Consider the following 16,095-nt stretch of genomic DNA (forward strand, 5'->3'; position numbering starts at 1 on the left):
CAGGCAATCAGGCGACAGCGACGCGATTGCGCCCATCCTGCTTGGCCCGGTACAGCGCCAGGTCAGCCTCGCTCAGCACGGTTTCCGGCTCGCGCCCCGGCTCGCCGTTCCAGTGGGCCACCCCCAGTGACAGGGTCACCGAGCCCACCGGCTGGATCGGCGTTTCCTGCACCGTCACCCGCAGGCGCTCAGCGACCGCGGCGGCCACCTCCAGGCTGGCCCCAGGCAGCAGCATGAGAAACTCTTCACCGCCGGTGCGGCAAAGCAGGTCACCCTCGCGGCAACAGCGGCGCATCAGCTCGGCCAGCCGCTGCAGCACCTGGTCACCGACCACATGCCCATGCTTGTCGTTGACCTGCTTGAAGTGGTCGATATCCAGCACGATGGCTGCAAATGCCCGGCCTTCGGCTTCCAGCAGCGACAGGTTGAGCTCCAGGCTGCGGCGGTTGCCCAGGCCCGTCAGCGGGTCGGTCTGGGCATCGCGGTTGAGCCTGCCGATGCGCGCCTGCAGCAAGTTCAAGCCGAACAGCAAGGCGCGCTTGAGCTCTGCGGCCTCGAAGTACCAGGCCCGCACGCGATGCAAGCGCTCAGCGGTGCCGGGGCGGTCCATCGAGCGGGCGCCTGCAGCCAGTTGCCACAGGGGGCGGGCGATGGTCAGGGCCAGCCACCACAGCAGCAAGCAGCCTATCAGGGCCAGCGGCGCGGAAGTACCGACCACGTTCAGCACCAGGCGGCTGAGCGGCATCATGGTTTGTGCCAGTGGCTGCTGTGCCACCACGCCCCAGCCGGCGCTGGGCACGGTGGCGAAGCCGGCGACCATCTCCACACCTTGGCTGTTGGTCAGCTGGCGGGTGCCGTTGCCCAAGGTGGTCAGTTGGTCGATCAGCTCATTGCCCTGCACGACGGTACCCACCCGCTGGCTGTCGGGGTGGTAGAGCAACCGGCGATTGCGGTCGACCACATACAGGTACGAACCGTCCTTGTAGAAGTGCTCGCCGAGCAGGCGGTTGAGGATGTTGCGTTCCCGCAGGTAAAGGCTGCCACCGACATACCCCAGGTAGCGGCCGTTGGCGTCGACGACCGGTTGCGTCAGCGCCACCACCAGGTTGTTGGCCGCCGACAGGTAGGGTGTCGACACCAGCGCGCGGCGTTCCTGCAATGCCTCCTGCACACCGGGCGATTCCATCCGGGTGCCGACCATATGGCGTAGCGGGGCGGGGGATATCGCCAGCAGCACGCCATTGGCATCGATCACGAACGTGGAATTGAACGCCATGCTCTGGCCCAGCACCCGGTCGGTCTCGCGCTGCAAGGCGGCGGGATCGTCCAGTTGCCGGCCTTGCACGCTGGCGCTGAACGCCAGTTGCTGCAAGGCACTACCGATGAATGCATCGGTGATGCTGGCCAGCTTGGCCGCATACACCCGGTTGGCTTCCAGCGCGTGGTCGATCAGCAATTGGCGCTGCACCCGGTAGCTGGCGAAATAGCTGGCGCACAGCATGACCACGGCAGTAAGGGCGCACAGCACCAGAATGAGTGTGCGTAGATCCAGGCGCAGTCCGTGCTTGGCGTGTGGCAATCCTGACCTCGAGTGTTTGAATAGGGCTACGAAACGGAAGCGACCGTGCCGGTCGCGCTCATGAACCTGCCTTGTCCAAGGCGTTCAGTTCGTCTTGCACCTGCTGCATGCGCTGCTCGGCCAATGCTTGCACCTTGGGGTCGCGGGCGGTTTCACGCATCAGGCCGGTGAGTTTGTCGCTCAGTTGCCGGCCAGCATCGGTGTCTTCCAGGGCACGGGCCTTGGCCGGGTCCTGGGTGGCCGCGACAATGGTGGCGAACTCGGCGTCACTGAAATGCTCTTTGCTGTAGAGGCGGAACAGGTCCTGGCGCTGGTCTTCTACCGTCAGGTGCTTGCGCAGCACATCTTCGATGGTGGCACGCGCCAGCCGTGGGTGCTGGCGGGCCAGCAGCCCGGCCATGCGTTCGATGTTGTGGTTGTAGGCATCCTGCAGCGGCAGCTGGGCAAGAATCTGCTCTTCACGGGAGGGCTTCTGGTCGCAGGCGGTAACGGCAGCAATCAGCAACAGCGGCAACAGCAACTTCTGGATGCGAGGCATGGCGTGGCCTGGTCGGGCAGTGAAGGCTGCCGATTATAGCGAGGTCAGCCCTGCCGCGACGAGCCCTGCGATTTGCCTTGTACGGCCGGCTGGGTTAGAACCGTGCACCCAACACTCAGGCTTGAACCTTATGCCGAACTGGACGTTGCAACCTGTGACCCGCGATGCCATTGGCCAAGTGCTGGCGTTTGTCGACAGCGCGCGCCGCGAGCTGTTTCCGGCGCTGGCCAATGCACCGTTGCCCCGGGACCTGGCGCATTTCAGCGAAACCTACCTTGAAGGCGAGGGCTGCTTCCTGGAAGCCCGGGTTGACGAGCGCCTGGTCGGGGTGATCGGCTACCTGCCCTACGACCACCGTTTCAGCCAGCTTGATTATGCTGGCGAGCGGGTAGTTGAAGTGGTGCGCCTGTTCGTGCTGCCGGCGTACCGCAGGCGCGGGCTTGCCGCCGCGTTGTTCGGCGCCTTGCGCCAGCAGGCGCTGCAGGCTGGCATCGGTTGCCTCTACCTGCATACCCACCCATTCCTGCCGGGGGCCATCACGTTCTGGGAGCGGCAAGGCTTCGCTGTCGTGGACGTGGAGCCAGACCCGGTCTGGCAAACCACGCACATGCAACTGCGCTTGGGCTGAGCAGGCCAGGCGCCTGGGCTACCCAGGCTTCTGCCGGTAGCTCAGGGGGCGCGAAAGCGCAGGATGCGTGTGCCGTCCCAGGGGTCGGTGAGGTAATGGCCATGAACACCAAAGGTGTGCAGCAGGCACTCGGGGGTCAGTACCTCGAACGGCGTGCCGAGGGCGACCAGCCGGCCTTTGTCGAGCACTGCAACGCGGTCGCAGGTCAGCGCCTGGTTGAGGTCGTGCAGGGCCACCAGGGTGGTCACCTGCAGGGCTTGTACCTGTTGCAGCAGGCTCAGCTGGTGCTGGATGTCCAGGTGGTTGGTCGGTTCGTCGAGCAGCAGCACCTGCGGCCGTTGGGCCAGGGCGCGGGCGATATGCACGCGCTGGCGCTCGCCACCGGACAACGACCCCCAAAGGCGAGCGCGCAGGTGCAAGGCGTCGAGGTCGGCCAGTGCCTGCTCGACAATCGCCCGGTCCGCGCTGGAGAACGGCGCAATGGCTGACAGCCACGGCGTGCGGCCCAAGGCGACCGCGTCGAATACATTGATTGCATCGAGGGTGTCGGCCTGCTGTTCAACCAGTGCCAGGCACTGGGCCACACGCCGGCGAGGCATGCCTGCCAGTGGCTCGCCCATCAACTGCACGCTGCCGCAGGCCGGCGGGCGCAGGCCGGCCAGCACCTTCAGCAGCGAAGACTTGCCTGAGCCGTTGGGGCCGACGATCGCGAGTGTTTCACCCGCCACCAGGTTGAGGTGGATGTCGTGCAGCACCCGTTTGCCGGCCAGTTGCAGGCTGAGATCCTGGCAGCTCAGCGGCGCCAGTTGGAATGCAGCCATGACCGTCATGGGCGCCCCCGGCGGCTGACCAGTATCAGCGCGAAGACAGGCGCGCCAAGCAGCGCGGTGACCACGCCCACCGGTATGACCTGGCCGCTGATCAGCGTGCGCGAGAGGATGTCGGCGGCAATCAGAAACAGTGCCCCGCCCAATGCACTGGCAGGCAGCAGGCGGCTGTGTCCGGGGCCGAGCAGCAGGCGCAGGGCGTGTGGAATGACCAGCCCGACGAAACCGATGGCGCCGACGATGGACACCATCACGGCCGTTACCAGCGCCGCGCAACTGATCAGCAGTAACTGGGTGCGCCGCACCGGTATGCCCAGCGAAGCTGCCGAGTCGGCGCCGAAGGTGAAGGCATCCAGCGCGCGGCGATGCCACAGGCACACCAGCAAGCCGAACAGTGCCACTGGCACGGCTAGCCATACTGCGGGCCAGCGCACGCCACTGAGGTTGCCCAGTAGCCAGAACAGGATGCCCCGTGCCTGCTCGGCGGTGGCCGACTTGGTGATCAGGAATGCCGTCAGGGCATTGAACAGTTGCGACCCGGCGATACCGGCCAGAATCACCTGGGCGTTATTGCTGCCAGGGCCTGCCGCGCGGGCCAGCACCAGCACCAGAGCAAAGGCCGCCAGGGCACCGATGAAGGCGCCGGCCGACATGCTCAAAGCCAGGCTGCCCAGGCCCAGCAGGCCAACCAGTACGGCACCGGTCGAAGCGCCGGCGGACAGCCCCAGCAGGTAGGGCTCGGCCAGGGGGTTGCGCAGCAGCGCCTGGAGGATCACGCCGCAGGTGGCCAGGCCGGCACCGCAGGCCGCCGCAACCAGTGTGCGGGTCAGGCGATAGTTCCAGATGATCCCGGCATCGATCGGGTCGACCGGATAACCGGCTTGCCACAGCTGGTTGGCCAGCACCTGGCCGACCACGCGCGGTGCCAGGCCGGTTTCGCCAATGGCTGTGCCGGCGAGCAGGGCCGCCAGTAGTGCGGCCACGGCCAGTCCGATACAGGCTGACAGTCGACTGATCACTGGCTGGCTTTACCGCTGGCAAAAGCGGCCGCCAACGTTTGCACGCCACGGAACAGGCGGATACCCGCCTGCATGGCGTCGGCGTCGAGGATGATGATGCGGTCGTGTTTCACCGCGTCCATGTTGCGGGTTACCGGGTCGCTGCGCAGGAATGCCAGCTTCTTCTGGTAGTCGTCGGCGGGGAAACGCCGGCGGTCCATGCGGGCAATGATCAGCCAGGTGGGGTTGGCCCTGGCCAGGGTTTCCCAACCAACGGTGGGCCACTCCTCGCTGGACTCGACCACATTGCGCACCCCCAGGGTGCGCAGCATGAAGTCGGCGACGCCTTGGCGGCCCGCGACGTAAGGGTCGATGACCAGGTTGGCGCTGGAGAACCAGAACAGTGCCGAGGTGCCCGACAGGTCCTTGCCGGCCAATTGCGCGCGGGCGCTGTCCAGGCGGCCTTTGAGTTCGGCGTTCAGGGCCACGCCGCGCGCCTGTACATCGAAGATCTCCGCCAGCTGGCTGATGCTCTTGTAGATACTGTCGACCTGGAACGCCTGCAGGCGGGTGCCGTCGGCACCGATCAGGTTGTCCTTGCCTTCACAGTCCGAGGGCAACAGGTAGGTGGGGATGTTCAGTTCGGCGAACTGTTCGCGCGTACCGACCACACCCTGCGGCCCGACCATCCACTCGAACTGCACGGCCACCAGTTGCGGGCGTTGGCCAACCACCGCCTCGAAACTGGGTTCGTTGTCGGCCAGGCGCGGTACCGTGGCGTTCACGGCCTGGTATTCGGGCAACACATTGTTGAACCACAGCGAGCTCGCCGCGAGCTTGTCACCCAGGCCCAGGGCATAGAGCATCTCGGTGCCGGCCTGGCCGATGGTCACGGCGCGCTGTGGCGCCTGGGCAAAGGTCTGCGGCTTACCGCAGTTGTCCACCGTCAGCGGGTACTGGGTGGCGGCGGCCTGGGCCAGGCCGCTGAGGCTGAGGCCGGCAAGCAGGGTGGCGAAGCGGGGCAGCATGCTGGGCGATCTCCTATCGGACAGTTCACGGAATGAACGCACGGACAGACATCGCCGCGCCCTTGCCAGCGGCAAAGGCAACACAATGGCCAATCCCGGGCACCCCGCCGGTTGGTGAATGTTGGCCGGCAGGTCTCCTGACTGGTGCGTCACGGCCCGGCTCCGGCCTTCCCGGGTAGTACACCCAGTGGCGTCGATGGAGCAGGCTCGGCACTTACAGTTGCGGGGGCAGTTCCGTTTGGCCCGTGTTGGCGGGCCGGGGATTCCCTATTGATTCCGTGATGGAAACCGGCGGCCCGCATGGTAGACCATCGCGCCGCCGGGTGAAAACGCTTTTCAGAAGTACTTCAGCCAGCGGATGTCGCGCCGCCGCTGTTTCAGCCGGGCGAACCAGTGCACCGGCCGGTACAGCGAAGCCGCCAGCAACAGCGCCACGCACCATACCGCCGCGACGCCGTCGAAGCCGAAATAGCTGCCGTGGTTGTTGCCGAACAGCGCCACGCAGGCCAGGTACAGCAGCTTCAGCACATACAGGTGCAGCAGGTAGAGGAACATCGGCGCTGCACCGAACACCGCCAGGGCGCTGATCCAGCGGGCCTGGCCGGCCCGCTCGAATGCGCGCAGCAACAGCAGGCCGCAGCCCAGGGTCAGTGCCAGGAACAACAGCGAAGGCGGGTACTTGGTGAGGTTGAAGAAGCTCATCAGGGTGTGTGTGAGCGTGGGGTAGCTGCTCCACGCGGCTTCGCCATAGCCGTTGAACACGCGCAGCACGAAAAAGCCCAGCAGCGCCAGCAGCCCGCCAAGCAGCAGGCAGCGCTGACGTGGCCCGGCCTGGCTGCCGCGGGCAAACCATGGCCCAAGGCAGTAGCCCAGGGCGATCACCCCGATCCACGGCAGTACCGGGTAGGACGTGCGAAGCCGCAGCGTGTCGGACAACGTCAGCCAGCCGCGGTCATGCAGAATCGCCCAGGGCACGTGCAGGGCAGACCCCGGGGCAAAGTGCAGGCTGTCGAGCAGGTTATGCCCGGCAATGATGACGGCACTCAGGCCGAGCAGCGCCGGGCGTGGCAGCCACACCAGCAACGACAGGGCGAGCATGCTGATGCCGATGGCCCAGATCACCTGCAGGTAGATCACCGTGGGCGGCAGCTGGAACGTCCAGGCAAAGTTGACCAGGGTGAACTCCAGCGCTACCAGAAACAGCCCGCGCTTGAACAGGAACGCCGCGACATCGCCACGGCCCTGGTGCTTTTCGCCATACAGCCAGGCCGAGAGCCCGGTCAGCAGCACGAACACCGGCGCGCACAGGTGCGCCAGGGTACGGCTGGCGAACAGTGCCGGCTCGGTGGTATCGATGGCCATCGGGTCGCTGACCTGGCGGTGCAGGAAGAAGGTTTCGCGCACGTGGTCCAGGAGCATGAACAGGATTACCAGACCGCGCAGGGCGTCGATGCTCTGCAGGCGCTGGTTGAGTTGGGTGGGGCTGGGGCTGGCGCTTGTCCTGGAGGGTCGCTGGTGAAAGAAAGCCTGAATGAAATGTTATGTTATATCCATATAGCCATGAACGGGTAGGTTTTTTGCTCAACGCCGGGTTGGCTTGTCGCGGTGAAGCTGCGCTACGCCAACCCGTGCTGCTCACTTCAGAAGCTGTAGTCCAGCGTTGCAAAGTAGGAGCGTGGCGTTCCCATCAGCCATTGCTGGCCGCTGAACGCCGCCTGCACATATTCGCGGTCGAACAGGTTGTTCACCTGCAACCCCAGTTTCACCTGCGGCAGAACCTGCCAGCCGATCGTGGCGTCGACCACGGTATAGCCTGGGGCGCTCTGGGTATTGGCGTTATCGGCGTAACGTTCATCCACATAGCGCGCGCCCACCCCCACCTCGATCTGCTGGCCAATACCTTTGCTCAGCCACAGGTTGGCGGTGCGCCGAGGCACGTTGGCCGGGCGGTTGCCGGCACGGTCCTGCACCGCTGCGCCCACCTGTTCGTCAAACGCGTCATACCGGGCGCGCAGCAGCGCTGCGTTGGCAGACACCCGCCACTGGTGGGCCAGCGCCAGTTCCACGGTTGCCTCCAGCCCATCCGACGTCTGCTGGCCAGCCTGTTGGGGCTGGTGCGTGAGGGGGTCGTCTACCAGCAGCTTCTGCTTGACGATGTGGTAGGCCGCCAAGGTCCATTCGCCATCCCCGTCCCAGAAACGTTGCTTGAGGCCCACCTCGGTCTGTTTCGCCTGGGTGAGGTCGTAGTGCATCTGGTTGGGGCTGAGGCTTATCAGGTTGTTGACTCCATCCTCGCTGGTGGAGTACTGGCCATACAGCGACAGCGCGTCACTGAGTGCATACACCAGCCCCGCACGCCAGTTGCCACCTTGCAGGCTGCGGTCGCTGCGGCTGGCATTGGTCAGGTTGTCGCGGTCGATGTGGTGCTGGTCGCGGCGCACCCCGGTCACCAGCGACAGGCGCTCAGTGAGTTGCAGGCGGTTTTCGCCGAACAGGGCAAAGGTATGGGTGGTGGACAGGCTTTGCGGGCGCAGCGGCGACCCGCTGTGGAATACGCCCGGCTGCGGCTGCCACGGGTCGATGTAGTCACCGCCTACGTCGTTGTAGGGGCTGTTGCTGTCGACGTTGAAGCGCACCTTGTTGTACTCGGCGCCGAGCACGGTTCTGCTGGCCAGGCCGAACAGCGAATGGTCGAGGGTGAAGGTCTGGCGGTCGCCGAACTGCTCCTGGTCGTGCTTGATTTCCAGGTAGCTGCCGCGCAGCAACTGCTGGCGCCCGGCGTCCCATTCATACTGCTCGGCGTTGCGCCAATGGCGGCGGCTACTGATGTAATACAGCTGGTTGCTGGCGCTGAGGTGGTCGTTGAGTGCCCAGTCGGTGGTCAGGCGGGTCCACTGGTCGTCGTAGCGCTGCACGTCGTTCTGCAGGTTGTAGTTTTTCTTGCGCAGGCTGCTGCGGTAATGGCCGTCGATCAGCGGCGTGCCGTAGTAGTTGGCAGGCTGCGCCGCACCGCGCTCATGGGCCAGGGTAAAACTGAGGTCGTCACTGGCATCGAAGCGCAGGGCCGCGCTGAGCGCCAGGCTGCGTGAGGGGGTGCGGTCCACCCAGCCATTGCCGGCTTGCTGGTTCAGCGTCAGGCGATAGCTCAGGCGCTCGCTGAGGCTGCCACCGCTGTCCAGGCCGAGTTGCTGGCGGTCCCAGCTGCCATACCCAAGCCGCAGCTGGTTGCGCACCGTACCGGCAACCGGTTTTTTCGGGATGACGTTGACCACCGCGCCGGTGGCGCCTTCGCCGTAGAGCACCGATGCCGGGCCGCGAAGCACATCGATACGTTCGACCATCCACGGGTCGACCGGGAAGGTCTGGGTGCCGGCTCCGGTGAACAGGCGGGCCCCATCGAACAAGGTCATGACCGAGCCGTGCCCGGCAAAGCCGCGGGCGGACAGGCCGGTGCCACCATCGCCGGGGGAGCCGATGAAGGTAATGCCCGGCGAGCGGGTTACGGCATCCTGCACGGTCAGGTTGTTGCGCTGCTGGATCTGCTCGGCGCTGATGCTGCTGGTACTGGCTGGCGTTTCCAGGGCGCTGAGCCCCAGGCGCGAGCCGGCCTGGGTCGGCGTGGCCAAGTCGCTGGCATGGCTGTCGAGGGTGTCGGTGATGGCCGTGGAGGGCAATGCCAGGGGCTGCGGGCCGCGGTCATCGGCCAGGGCCGGGAGCGTGACGGCCAGGCAGGCCGCCAGGGGGTGAAGCTTGAACATACGGGACATGTCGTTCCACTGCTGCAGGAATGAATGGATCCCGGTGGAAACACGCAAAGGAGGGCTCCGTACAGGCAGGCGCGCGCACGGATACCGGCCTGCGCCCGCCCACCGCGGGGTGCCAAGTGAAGCCTCAGGCCGGTCTCCGGGCTTGCGAGGGGCATGAAACCTTCACCTTCCCATGCCTGAGCACAGTGGTATCTCGAAGGGTTCGCTCACTTACCGTTGCGGGGGCAGCGCCGGACTTGTCGTGATCAACACGACGCACCGGCTTCCCGTTTCACCCTGCGCGCGGCGGCGTAGGGCACCTGAAACTGGCGCGCATCTGAGCACCTGGCGGTGCCTTCGTCAAGGCAGATCGTGAAGAACGATCAGCGCCCACGCCGCCGCGAAACCCGGGCTTCGATATTCTTGCGCCCGATCAGCAGCGGCGGCTTCTCTGCCACTGGCTCATCGGCCAGCCATTTGTACATCACCAGGCAGTCCACCAGCCCCAGCCGGGCATGGCGATAGGCCTTGGGCAGCCGGCCAACCGTTTCGAACCCCAGCTTGTGCCACAGGGCGACTGCCACTTCATTGGTGGCCACCACCGAGTTGAACTGCAGGGCCAGAAAGCCTTCCTGGCGCGCCAGTTTCTGCGAGTGCTCGCACATCAACCTGGCCACGCCGCGCCCGCGCGCTTGGGCGCAGACCATGTAGCCGCAATTGCCGACATGCGCACCGGGCCCTGCCGCATTGGGCTTGAGGTAGTACGAGCCCAGCAGTTGACCCTCTTCTTCGGCCAGCATGGTGCGCAAAGGCAGCTCCAGCCACAGGTGGCGGGCCTGTTCGAAGCTCAGGGCCGGGTCGTAGGCATAGGTTTCGCAGGCCTGGACAGTGGCCTGGAAAGTGGGCCAGAAGCGCTCGAAATCTTCGGCCGTCATGGGGCGGATGTGGATCATGCGGGTTCCTGCGCGGGTTGAGCCGCCCAGTCTGCGGGGCACGGCGCCGTCGCGCAAGGGCGGCGCCGTTCGGGTTCAACCGTTGGCCTTGCCCACTGCATCCAGGGCCCTGGCCGAGTAGACCAGCGCGGCACCCGCGTTCATCGCCACCGCCACACCCAACGCCTCGGCAATCTCCTCACGGGTGGCGCCATGCTTCACCGCTTGCTGCGAATGCACGGCGATACAGCCGTCGCAACGGGTGGTTACCGCCACGGCCAGGGAGATCAGTTCGCGGGTCTTGGCGTCCAGATGACCGGTTTTGGCCCCGGCGCCGCTGGCGGTCATGTAGCCGGCCACGGTGTCGGGGGAAAGTTGCTTCAGATCGCCGATGCCGGCCATCAACTGCTTTCGGTAGGCATCCCAGTCCATCATGCTCATCGTCGTCACCTTGGGGTGGTTGCGAATGGAGCTTTCAGGCTAGTCGACGCGCGGGGAACGTGCGGCTTGTACTTTGGTGCATGCCCAGTCATGCCTTCGGCTGCACCTTCGCACAACCTGCACAGGGCGCTGGCAGCGCCCGGGCTCAGATGTAGATGAACACCAGCAGCAACGCTGCCACCACCGCCCACTTCTCCAGGTAGTAGCGCGTGCGATTGCGCTTTTTCAGCGCCTTGCCGCGTTCCCGGATCTTGTAGATCCGGGTGAACAGCCGGTTGATGCCGCCGGTCTTGTCTCCGGCGGTGTTGGGGGCTGCGGCAGCCGCCATGACATTGCGGCTGAACCAGCGGTTGAACGCGCTGGCCCAGCGGTACTTGAGCGGGCGTTCGACATCGCAGAACAGGATGATGCGGTTGTGCTCGGTATTGTTGGCCGCGTAGTGGATGTAGGTTTCATCGAAAACCACCCCTTCACCGTCGCGCCATGAGTATTTCTCGCCGTCTACATCGATGTAGCAGGCGTCGTCGTTCGGTGTGTCCAGGCCCAGGTGGTAGCGGTAGGAGCCGGCATACGGGTCACGGTGGCGCACCAGCTTGGCCCCCGGTGGCAGGGTGGCGAACATGGCCGCCTTGACCGTGCCGATGCCTTGCAGCAGTTCGGTGGTGCGTGGGCACAGGGCCATTGCCGACGGGTGGCTTTCGCCGTACCACTTCAGGTAAAAGCGCTTCCAGCCGGTTTTGAAGAACGAGTTGAAGCCCACGTCGTCGTAGTTGTCGGACTTCTTGATTTCGCCTACCTGCAGCAGTTGCCGGCCTTCTTCGCGAATTTCCTGCCAGTGCTCCTGCAGCGGTTTCAGTTCGGGAAAGGCCTCGACGGGCAGGTACGGTTTGGCCGGGTGTTTGGAAAACAGGTACAGAAAACTGTTGATCGGGGCCAGGAAGCTGGAGTGGTCGCCCAGTTGGCGGGTCAGCTTGTGGCGGACCCGACCGCGCAGGTGAACGTACGCGATCGAGAGAACGAAGATGAGGACGAGTGCAATTTTCATGGACGGTTACTTGTCGAAAATAAGGCCATGCGCCATGGCATAAGCCCGCCAGCATAAACAATCATGTGGGCAGTTTGTACTTATTGTTACGAAACCGTGGGCCGACATTGGTGTAATGCCCTACAGTCGTGCGCAAACGTTTCATGCCCAGGAGTCACCATGGTTCATGATGTACGCCCCAGCGGCAGCCCGTTCAAGCGGCTGTTTTTCGCCTTGCCGGTCAGCGATGTCCAGCGCCGCGCTCTGGCCCAGTTCCGTCGCGGCCTGAACCTGCGCAGCGGCAAACCGGTGCCGGCCGCCAACTTTCATGTCACGTTGCTGTTCCTGGGCGATGTGGATGCCGCCCTGGTGCCGGCGATCTGTGCGACGGTCGATCAACTGGCGCTGCCGGGCAGGGTACCCCGGTTGACACTTGACCGCTTGCAGGTGTGGCAGCGCTCCAGTGCCCTGGTACTGGAGGCGCAGCAGGTGCCAGCAGCGCTGATGCGGCTGGTGTACGGCCTGCAGCAGGCGCTGCTGCCTTTTGCCGGGCAAGCTGACAAGCGCGACTACCGCCCGCACCTGACGCTTGCCAGGGATTATCGCGGCGATTTGCCAGAGGCCGGCAGTGCGTCGGCGTTTTTCATCGGCGCCCCGCACTTCACGTTGTATGAGTCGCGCAAAGGCGCCTACTGGCCGTTGGCGCAATGGCCACTGGCGCCCTCAAGTGCCACGCCTGGTGACTGACGGGTGATTGCCCGCCGCCCTTCAGTCAAACCGGCAAGCTCTGGTAAGGCAGTTCATCCCCTGGGCTGCGTTCGAACTGGCGCTTGTATTCGCGGCTGAACTGCGACGTGCTCTGGTAGCCCACCCGGTGCGCCGTCTGGGCTACACCCAGGCCTTCGCCGATCAGCATTTGCTGGGCCTTGAGCAACCGCAGGCGTTTGAGGTATTGCATGGGCGCCATGTCGGTGCAGCGCTTGAAGTGTTCGTGAAAGGTCGAAACACTCATGTTGGCCCGCGCCGCGAGCGCCTCCACGCTCAGGGGCTCGCTATAGTGCTCGCGCAAGTGGGCGAGGGCGGCGCCGATACGGGCAAAGTGCCCTTGTTGTTCCACCAGCGCCCGCAACACCCCAGCCTGCGGGCCGCGCAGCGCGGTGTAGAGTACTTCACGCACCCTCGCCGGGCCCAGAACCTTGGCATCCAGTGGGTCCTGCAGGCACTGCAGCAGGCGCTCCACACTGTCGCGCATGGGCGCATCCAGTGCTGCGGAAGTCATCGATTGCGGTGTTTGCGCCTGCACGGCAGGGTCTGGCGCCAGGTCCATGCTTTGTACCAGTTCACCCAGCACGCCACGGTCGATGTCCACCGCCACGCCCAACAACGGCGCCTCGCGGGTGGCGAAGGTTTCACACATGAAGGGCACCGACAACGCCTGCACCAGGTAGTGGCCGGCACCGTACTCAAGGGTGCGTGGCCCCAGGCGCGCCAGCTTGCTGCCCTGGGCCAGGATCATCAGGCTGGGCTCGTAGATTTGCGGGCTGCTGGCGACATAGTGGTCCCAGCTCAGTACTTGCACCTGTGGCAGGTGCGTAGGCACGAAGCCCGGGCGCGTGGCCAGGCAGCGGATCAGGGCGCAGAGGGGCGCGTTGGCATCGACGTGGCGGGTCAGTTGCATGATGAACCAGGGCAGAGGATCAGACAGCCTAATGATCGCAGATTGACGGCATAGCGCCAGTGGCACAAAGGCAGGTTCGGAGAATCAGGCATGCATGCCGGAGAATCAGCCGTGGGCTCGAGGGCGAATGGTGGGCACAATTGCCCCACTGAATCGTTTCATTCTACAGCGAGGTCCAGCATGTATACCGCCATCGGTTACGCCGCCCAAACCCCTACCAGCCCCCTGGCGCCCATGACCTTCGAGCGCCGCAGCCCGCGCCCGGACGATGTCGCCATCGAGATCCTGTACTGTGGCGTGTGCCACTCCGACATCCACCAGGCGCGCAACGAATGGGGCATTGCCGTATACCCCCTGATGCCTGGCCACGAAATCATCGGCCGCGTCACCGCCACGGGCGAACAGGTCACCGCCTACAAGGTAGGTGACCTGGTAGGCGTGGGTTGCATGGTCGACTCCTGCCGCCACTGCGAGGCGTGCGCCAAGGACCTGGAGCAATACTGCCAGCAAGGCCCGACCATGACCTACGCCACCCCGGACCGGGTCGACGGCAGCAACACCATGGGCGGCTACTCCAGCAGCATCGTGGTCAGCGAGCACTTCGTGCTGCGCATTCCGGCCGGCATGGACCTGCCCAGCGCCGCGCCGATCCTGTGCGCCGGTATCACCACCTATTCGCCGCTCAAGCACCACGGTGTCGGCCCAGGGCACAAGGTCGGCATCCTGGGCATGGGCGGGCTGGGCCACATGGGCATCAAGCTGGCCAAGGCGCTGGGCGCAGAAGTGACCTTGTTCACCCGCTCCCAGGCCAAGGCCGAAGAAGCGCGGCGCCAGGGCGCCGACCATGTGATCGTGTCCACCGATGCCGAGCAGATGCGCGCTGCGGCCGACCGTTTCGATTTCCTGCTCGATACCATTCCGGTGCAGCACGACCTGAACCCGTACCTGGAAACGCTGAAGTTCGACGGGGTGCACATTCTGGTCGGCCTGATCGAGCCGATCGACCCGGCCGTGCATGCGGCCAACCTGGTCATGAAGCGTCGGGTGCTGGCGGGGTCGTTGATTGGTGGAATCGCCGAGACCCAGGAAGTGCTTGATTTTTGTGCCGAACACGATATCCGCTGCGATATCGAGATGCTGGACATCCGCAATATCAACCAGGCGTACGAGCGCATGATCGCCGGTGATGTGAAATACCGGTTCGTGATCGACATGGCCACGCTGCAGGCCTGATCGAGGCCAGCGCCGGCCGCTATGCGGGCAAGCCGCGAAGCGGCCGGCTGGCAGGCCGGGGCAGGCTTGGCTACCAGGCCAGTGGTTTGTCCCAGCCCTTCCAGAACAGCCACCGGCGCACCTCCCCATGCGCGCCGGTACCGATCTGCCACGCCGGCCGGCCGCTGTCGAGGGCAATCTCCGCCACAATCCCGGCATGGCTGGCGGCCACCAGGGTACGCCCGTCGGCGCTGATGTCCATGGCGCTGATGGTCGAGCCCAGGTAGTGCTGCCAATGCTCCTGGCCATCTTCGCCAAAGGCCCGCAGGTAGCCGTAGGCATCACCGATGATGTATTCGCCAGCGCGCGCCACCCCGGCATAGACACGCGCGCCATCCTGCACCAGTGGGGTGCGCGGGTCCTGGCTGTAGTAATCGGTGCGCAGCCCCGGCAGGTCGGCTACCCGTACCGCCAGCGTGGCACCGCTGTAGAAGTGGCAGGCGTTGAGGAGCAACTGGTCACCCCGCTGGTTGAACAGCGCGAAATGCGGGTATTCGCTGCCGGGACCAATCTCGGCCACCAACCTGAGCCGGTCGTCCAGCACCAGGTGCCGGCTGCCTTGCTCACCCACCACGACCCAGCGGCCATCGGCCGACACTGCGCCGTGCTCCATGCTAAGCCCGAGGCTGATGTCCTCCGGCTCGGTACCTTCGGCCAGGGCGTCGAGTACCCGCGCCTGGTGCGGCAGCAGGCGGGTTGCGCCGTCGCTGGCCAACACGAAGGTGCCATCGGCACTGACCAGCAGCACGCGTTGGCCGTCCGGGAAAGGGATCAATGCGGTGGGCGCGGGTGGCAGGTCGAACGGCTCGAACGGGTAGCCGGCCGGCAACCCTTCCAGGCCGGTCGGCCAGGCCAGGCGCTGTACCTGCGGGCCGCCCCAGCCAGCGGTCACCCGGACGCCTTCGGCATTGCCCAGGGCAAAGTAGCGGCGGGCCGGGCAGCGGCCGAAGTACTCGACGCCGATCACCGGGGTGACCCCATGGCGATCGATACGCAGCACCTGGCCTTTTTCGTGCGGCATGCCGATGCGCGCCAGCAGGCTACCGTCGCCCAGCAGCAGGACATTGCTGATGCCCTGGCCATGCTCATCGAGCAACGGTACCAGCGGTTGGTGGGCAGGCGGCCAGGCTTGGCGGAAGGCTTGGCGTTGCTGCTCACTGCAGCCCGGGCGGTTGGCTGCCTGCAAGGCTGCCAGCCAGGCGTCGAGCAGGTGGTCGGTCGCGGGCACTTGTGGCTCTTGAAGATTGTCCCAGCCTTGGGCGCGGCCTTGTGCGACGTAGTCGTTGACGGCCTGGGCATAGGCGATGACCGCTTGCTGCCATTGCTGCTGGGGGTACTGCTTGTCCATGAGTGGATCGGGCTCCTTGCTGCAACGTGTTTCACTTCAAGTGGGCATGGTACTCC

At 65.3% G+C, this 16,095-nt stretch carries 15 protein-coding genes and 2 riboswitches; of the genes, 3 read left to right on the forward strand and 12 right to left on the reverse strand.

Annotated elements, in window-relative coordinates:
- Positions 1-7: 7 nt before the first annotated feature.
- Both K4A76_RS09645 and K4A76_RS09650 read right to left on the reverse strand, forming a co-directional pair.
- Entirely contained in the window at positions 8-1,579 is a 1,572-nt protein-coding gene (locus K4A76_RS09645) for a sensor domain-containing diguanylate cyclase (protein WP_274412035.1), read from the reverse strand.
- Positions 1,580-1,637: 58 nt separating this feature from the next.
- A complete protein-coding gene (locus tag K4A76_RS09650) occupies positions 1,638-2,117 on the reverse strand; it encodes a hypothetical protein (protein WP_274412036.1) in 480 nt (159 codons plus the stop codon).
- Positions 2,118-2,247: 130 nt separating this feature from the next.
- Between K4A76_RS09650 and K4A76_RS09655 the strand changes: the two genes are divergently transcribed.
- Positions 2,248-2,745 carry a GNAT family N-acetyltransferase gene (locus K4A76_RS09655; protein ID WP_009683983.1) on the forward strand — a complete coding sequence of 166 codons (498 nt, stop codon included), beginning with the start codon at positions 2,248-2,250 and terminating at the stop codon, positions 2,743-2,745.
- A gap of 41 nt (positions 2,746-2,786) precedes the next feature.
- On the opposite strand, the gene K4A76_RS09660 is transcribed toward K4A76_RS09655, so the two are convergent.
- The 8 genes from K4A76_RS09660 to lpxO form a co-directional block, all read right to left on the reverse strand.
- Positions 2,787-3,575: an ABC transporter ATP-binding protein gene (locus tag K4A76_RS09660; RefSeq protein WP_274412037.1), complete on the reverse strand. Its 789-nt coding sequence runs from the start codon at positions 3,573-3,575 to the stop codon at positions 2,787-2,789.
- Positions 3,572-4,588 carry a FecCD family ABC transporter permease gene (locus K4A76_RS09665; RefSeq protein ID WP_029884977.1) on the reverse strand — a complete coding sequence of 339 codons (1,017 nt, stop codon included), beginning with the start codon at positions 4,586-4,588 and terminating at the stop codon, positions 3,572-3,574. Before K4A76_RS09665 ends, K4A76_RS09660 begins: the two co-directional genes overlap by 4 nt.
- On the reverse strand, positions 4,588-5,598 hold the full coding sequence (locus K4A76_RS09670) for an ABC transporter substrate-binding protein (RefSeq protein ID WP_274412038.1): 1,011 nt from the start codon (positions 5,596-5,598) through the stop codon (positions 4,588-4,590). The genes K4A76_RS09665 and K4A76_RS09670 overlap by 1 nt, the downstream gene beginning before the upstream one ends.
- Before the next feature lie 110 nt (positions 5,599-5,708).
- Positions 5,709-5,906, reverse strand: a riboswitch (cobalamin riboswitch).
- 28 nt (positions 5,907-5,934) lie between these two features.
- Positions 5,935-7,131 (reverse strand): DUF1624 domain-containing protein, encoded by a 1,197-nt coding sequence (locus K4A76_RS09675; RefSeq protein ID WP_443218419.1) that lies wholly within the window; start codon positions 7,129-7,131, stop codon positions 5,935-5,937.
- A 107-nt stretch (positions 7,132-7,238) separates the two neighbouring features.
- Positions 7,239-9,365: a TonB-dependent receptor gene (locus tag K4A76_RS09680; protein ID WP_274412039.1), complete on the reverse strand. Its 2,127-nt coding sequence runs from the start codon at positions 9,363-9,365 to the stop codon at positions 7,239-7,241.
- 110 nt (positions 9,366-9,475) lie between these two features.
- Positions 9,476-9,683, reverse strand: a riboswitch (cobalamin riboswitch).
- 44 nt (positions 9,684-9,727) lie between these two features.
- Positions 9,728-10,297 carry a GNAT family N-acetyltransferase gene (locus K4A76_RS09685; RefSeq protein WP_054911908.1) on the reverse strand — a complete coding sequence of 190 codons (570 nt, stop codon included), beginning with the start codon at positions 10,295-10,297 and terminating at the stop codon, positions 9,728-9,730.
- Between the two features lie 75 nt (positions 10,298-10,372).
- Positions 10,373-10,717: a carboxymuconolactone decarboxylase family protein gene (locus K4A76_RS09690; RefSeq protein WP_029884982.1), complete on the reverse strand. Its 345-nt coding sequence runs from the start codon at positions 10,715-10,717 to the stop codon at positions 10,373-10,375.
- A gap of 145 nt (positions 10,718-10,862) precedes the next feature.
- Entirely contained in the window at positions 10,863-11,762 is a 900-nt protein-coding gene (gene lpxO, locus K4A76_RS09695) for a lipid A hydroxylase LpxO (protein ID WP_274412040.1), read from the reverse strand.
- Positions 11,763-11,921: 159 nt separating this feature from the next.
- Between lpxO and thpR the strand changes: the two genes are divergently transcribed.
- On the forward strand, positions 11,922-12,488 hold the full coding sequence (gene thpR / locus K4A76_RS09700; RefSeq protein WP_274412041.1) for an RNA 2',3'-cyclic phosphodiesterase: 567 nt from the start codon (positions 11,922-11,924) through the stop codon (positions 12,486-12,488).
- A gap of 25 nt (positions 12,489-12,513) precedes the next feature.
- On the opposite strand, the gene K4A76_RS09705 is transcribed toward thpR, so the two are convergent.
- Complete coding sequence (locus K4A76_RS09705) at positions 12,514-13,419, reverse strand: AraC family transcriptional regulator (RefSeq protein WP_029884985.1); 906 nt, start codon at positions 13,417-13,419, stop codon at positions 12,514-12,516.
- A gap of 180 nt (positions 13,420-13,599) precedes the next feature.
- Between K4A76_RS09705 and calA the strand changes: the two genes are divergently transcribed.
- Positions 13,600-14,652 (forward strand): vanillin reductase, encoded by a 1,053-nt coding sequence (gene calA, locus K4A76_RS09710; protein ID WP_009683969.1) that lies wholly within the window; start codon positions 13,600-13,602, stop codon positions 14,650-14,652.
- A 70-nt stretch (positions 14,653-14,722) separates the two neighbouring features.
- Here the strand turns inward: calA and K4A76_RS09715 are convergent, their stop codons facing one another.
- Positions 14,723-16,039 (reverse strand): hypothetical protein, encoded by a 1,317-nt coding sequence (locus K4A76_RS09715; protein WP_274412042.1) that lies wholly within the window; start codon positions 16,037-16,039, stop codon positions 14,723-14,725.
- Positions 16,040-16,095: the final 56 nt, after the last annotated feature.

The sequence above is a fragment of the Pseudomonas sp. NEEL19 genome (genome assembly GCF_028751975.1).
Taxonomy (GTDB): domain Bacteria; phylum Pseudomonadota; class Gammaproteobacteria; order Pseudomonadales; family Pseudomonadaceae; genus Aquipseudomonas; species Aquipseudomonas juntendi.

What these genes read in the sequence shown, in the direction of transcription:
- K4A76_RS09650 (WP_274412036.1), bottom strand. Translation starts at nt 2,117, where the DNA reads ATGCCTCGCATCCAGAAGTTGCTGTTGCCGCTGTTGCTGATTGCTGCC.
- K4A76_RS09655 (WP_009683983.1), top strand. Translation starts at nt 2,248, where the DNA reads ATGCCGAACTGGACGTTGCAACCTGTGACCCGCGATGCCATTGGCCAA.
- K4A76_RS09660 (WP_274412037.1), bottom strand. Translation starts at nt 3,575, where the DNA reads ATGACGGTCATGGCTGCATTCCAACTGGCGCCGCTGAGCTGCCAGGAT.
- K4A76_RS09670 (WP_274412038.1), bottom strand. Translation starts at nt 5,598, where the DNA reads ATGCTGCCCCGCTTCGCCACCCTGCTTGCCGGCCTCAGCCTCAGCGGC.
- K4A76_RS09680 (WP_274412039.1), bottom strand. Translation starts at nt 9,365, where the DNA reads ATGTCCCGTATGTTCAAGCTTCACCCCCTGGCGGCCTGCCTGGCCGTC.
- K4A76_RS09685 (WP_054911908.1), bottom strand. Translation starts at nt 10,297, where the DNA reads ATGATCCACATCCGCCCCATGACGGCCGAAGATTTCGAGCGCTTCTGG.
- K4A76_RS09690 (WP_029884982.1), bottom strand. Translation starts at nt 10,717, where the DNA reads ATGAGCATGATGGACTGGGATGCCTACCGAAAGCAGTTGATGGCCGGC.
- lpxO (WP_274412040.1), bottom strand. Translation starts at nt 11,762, where the DNA reads ATGAAAATTGCACTCGTCCTCATCTTCGTTCTCTCGATCGCGTACGTT.
- thpR (WP_274412041.1), top strand. Translation starts at nt 11,922, where the DNA reads ATGGTTCATGATGTACGCCCCAGCGGCAGCCCGTTCAAGCGGCTGTTT.
- K4A76_RS09705 (WP_029884985.1), bottom strand. Translation starts at nt 13,419, where the DNA reads ATGCAACTGACCCGCCACGTCGATGCCAACGCGCCCCTCTGCGCCCTG.
- calA (WP_009683969.1), top strand. Translation starts at nt 13,600, where the DNA reads ATGTATACCGCCATCGGTTACGCCGCCCAAACCCCTACCAGCCCCCTG.
- K4A76_RS09715 (WP_274412042.1), bottom strand. Translation starts at nt 16,039, where the DNA reads ATGGACAAGCAGTACCCCCAGCAGCAATGGCAGCAAGCGGTCATCGCC.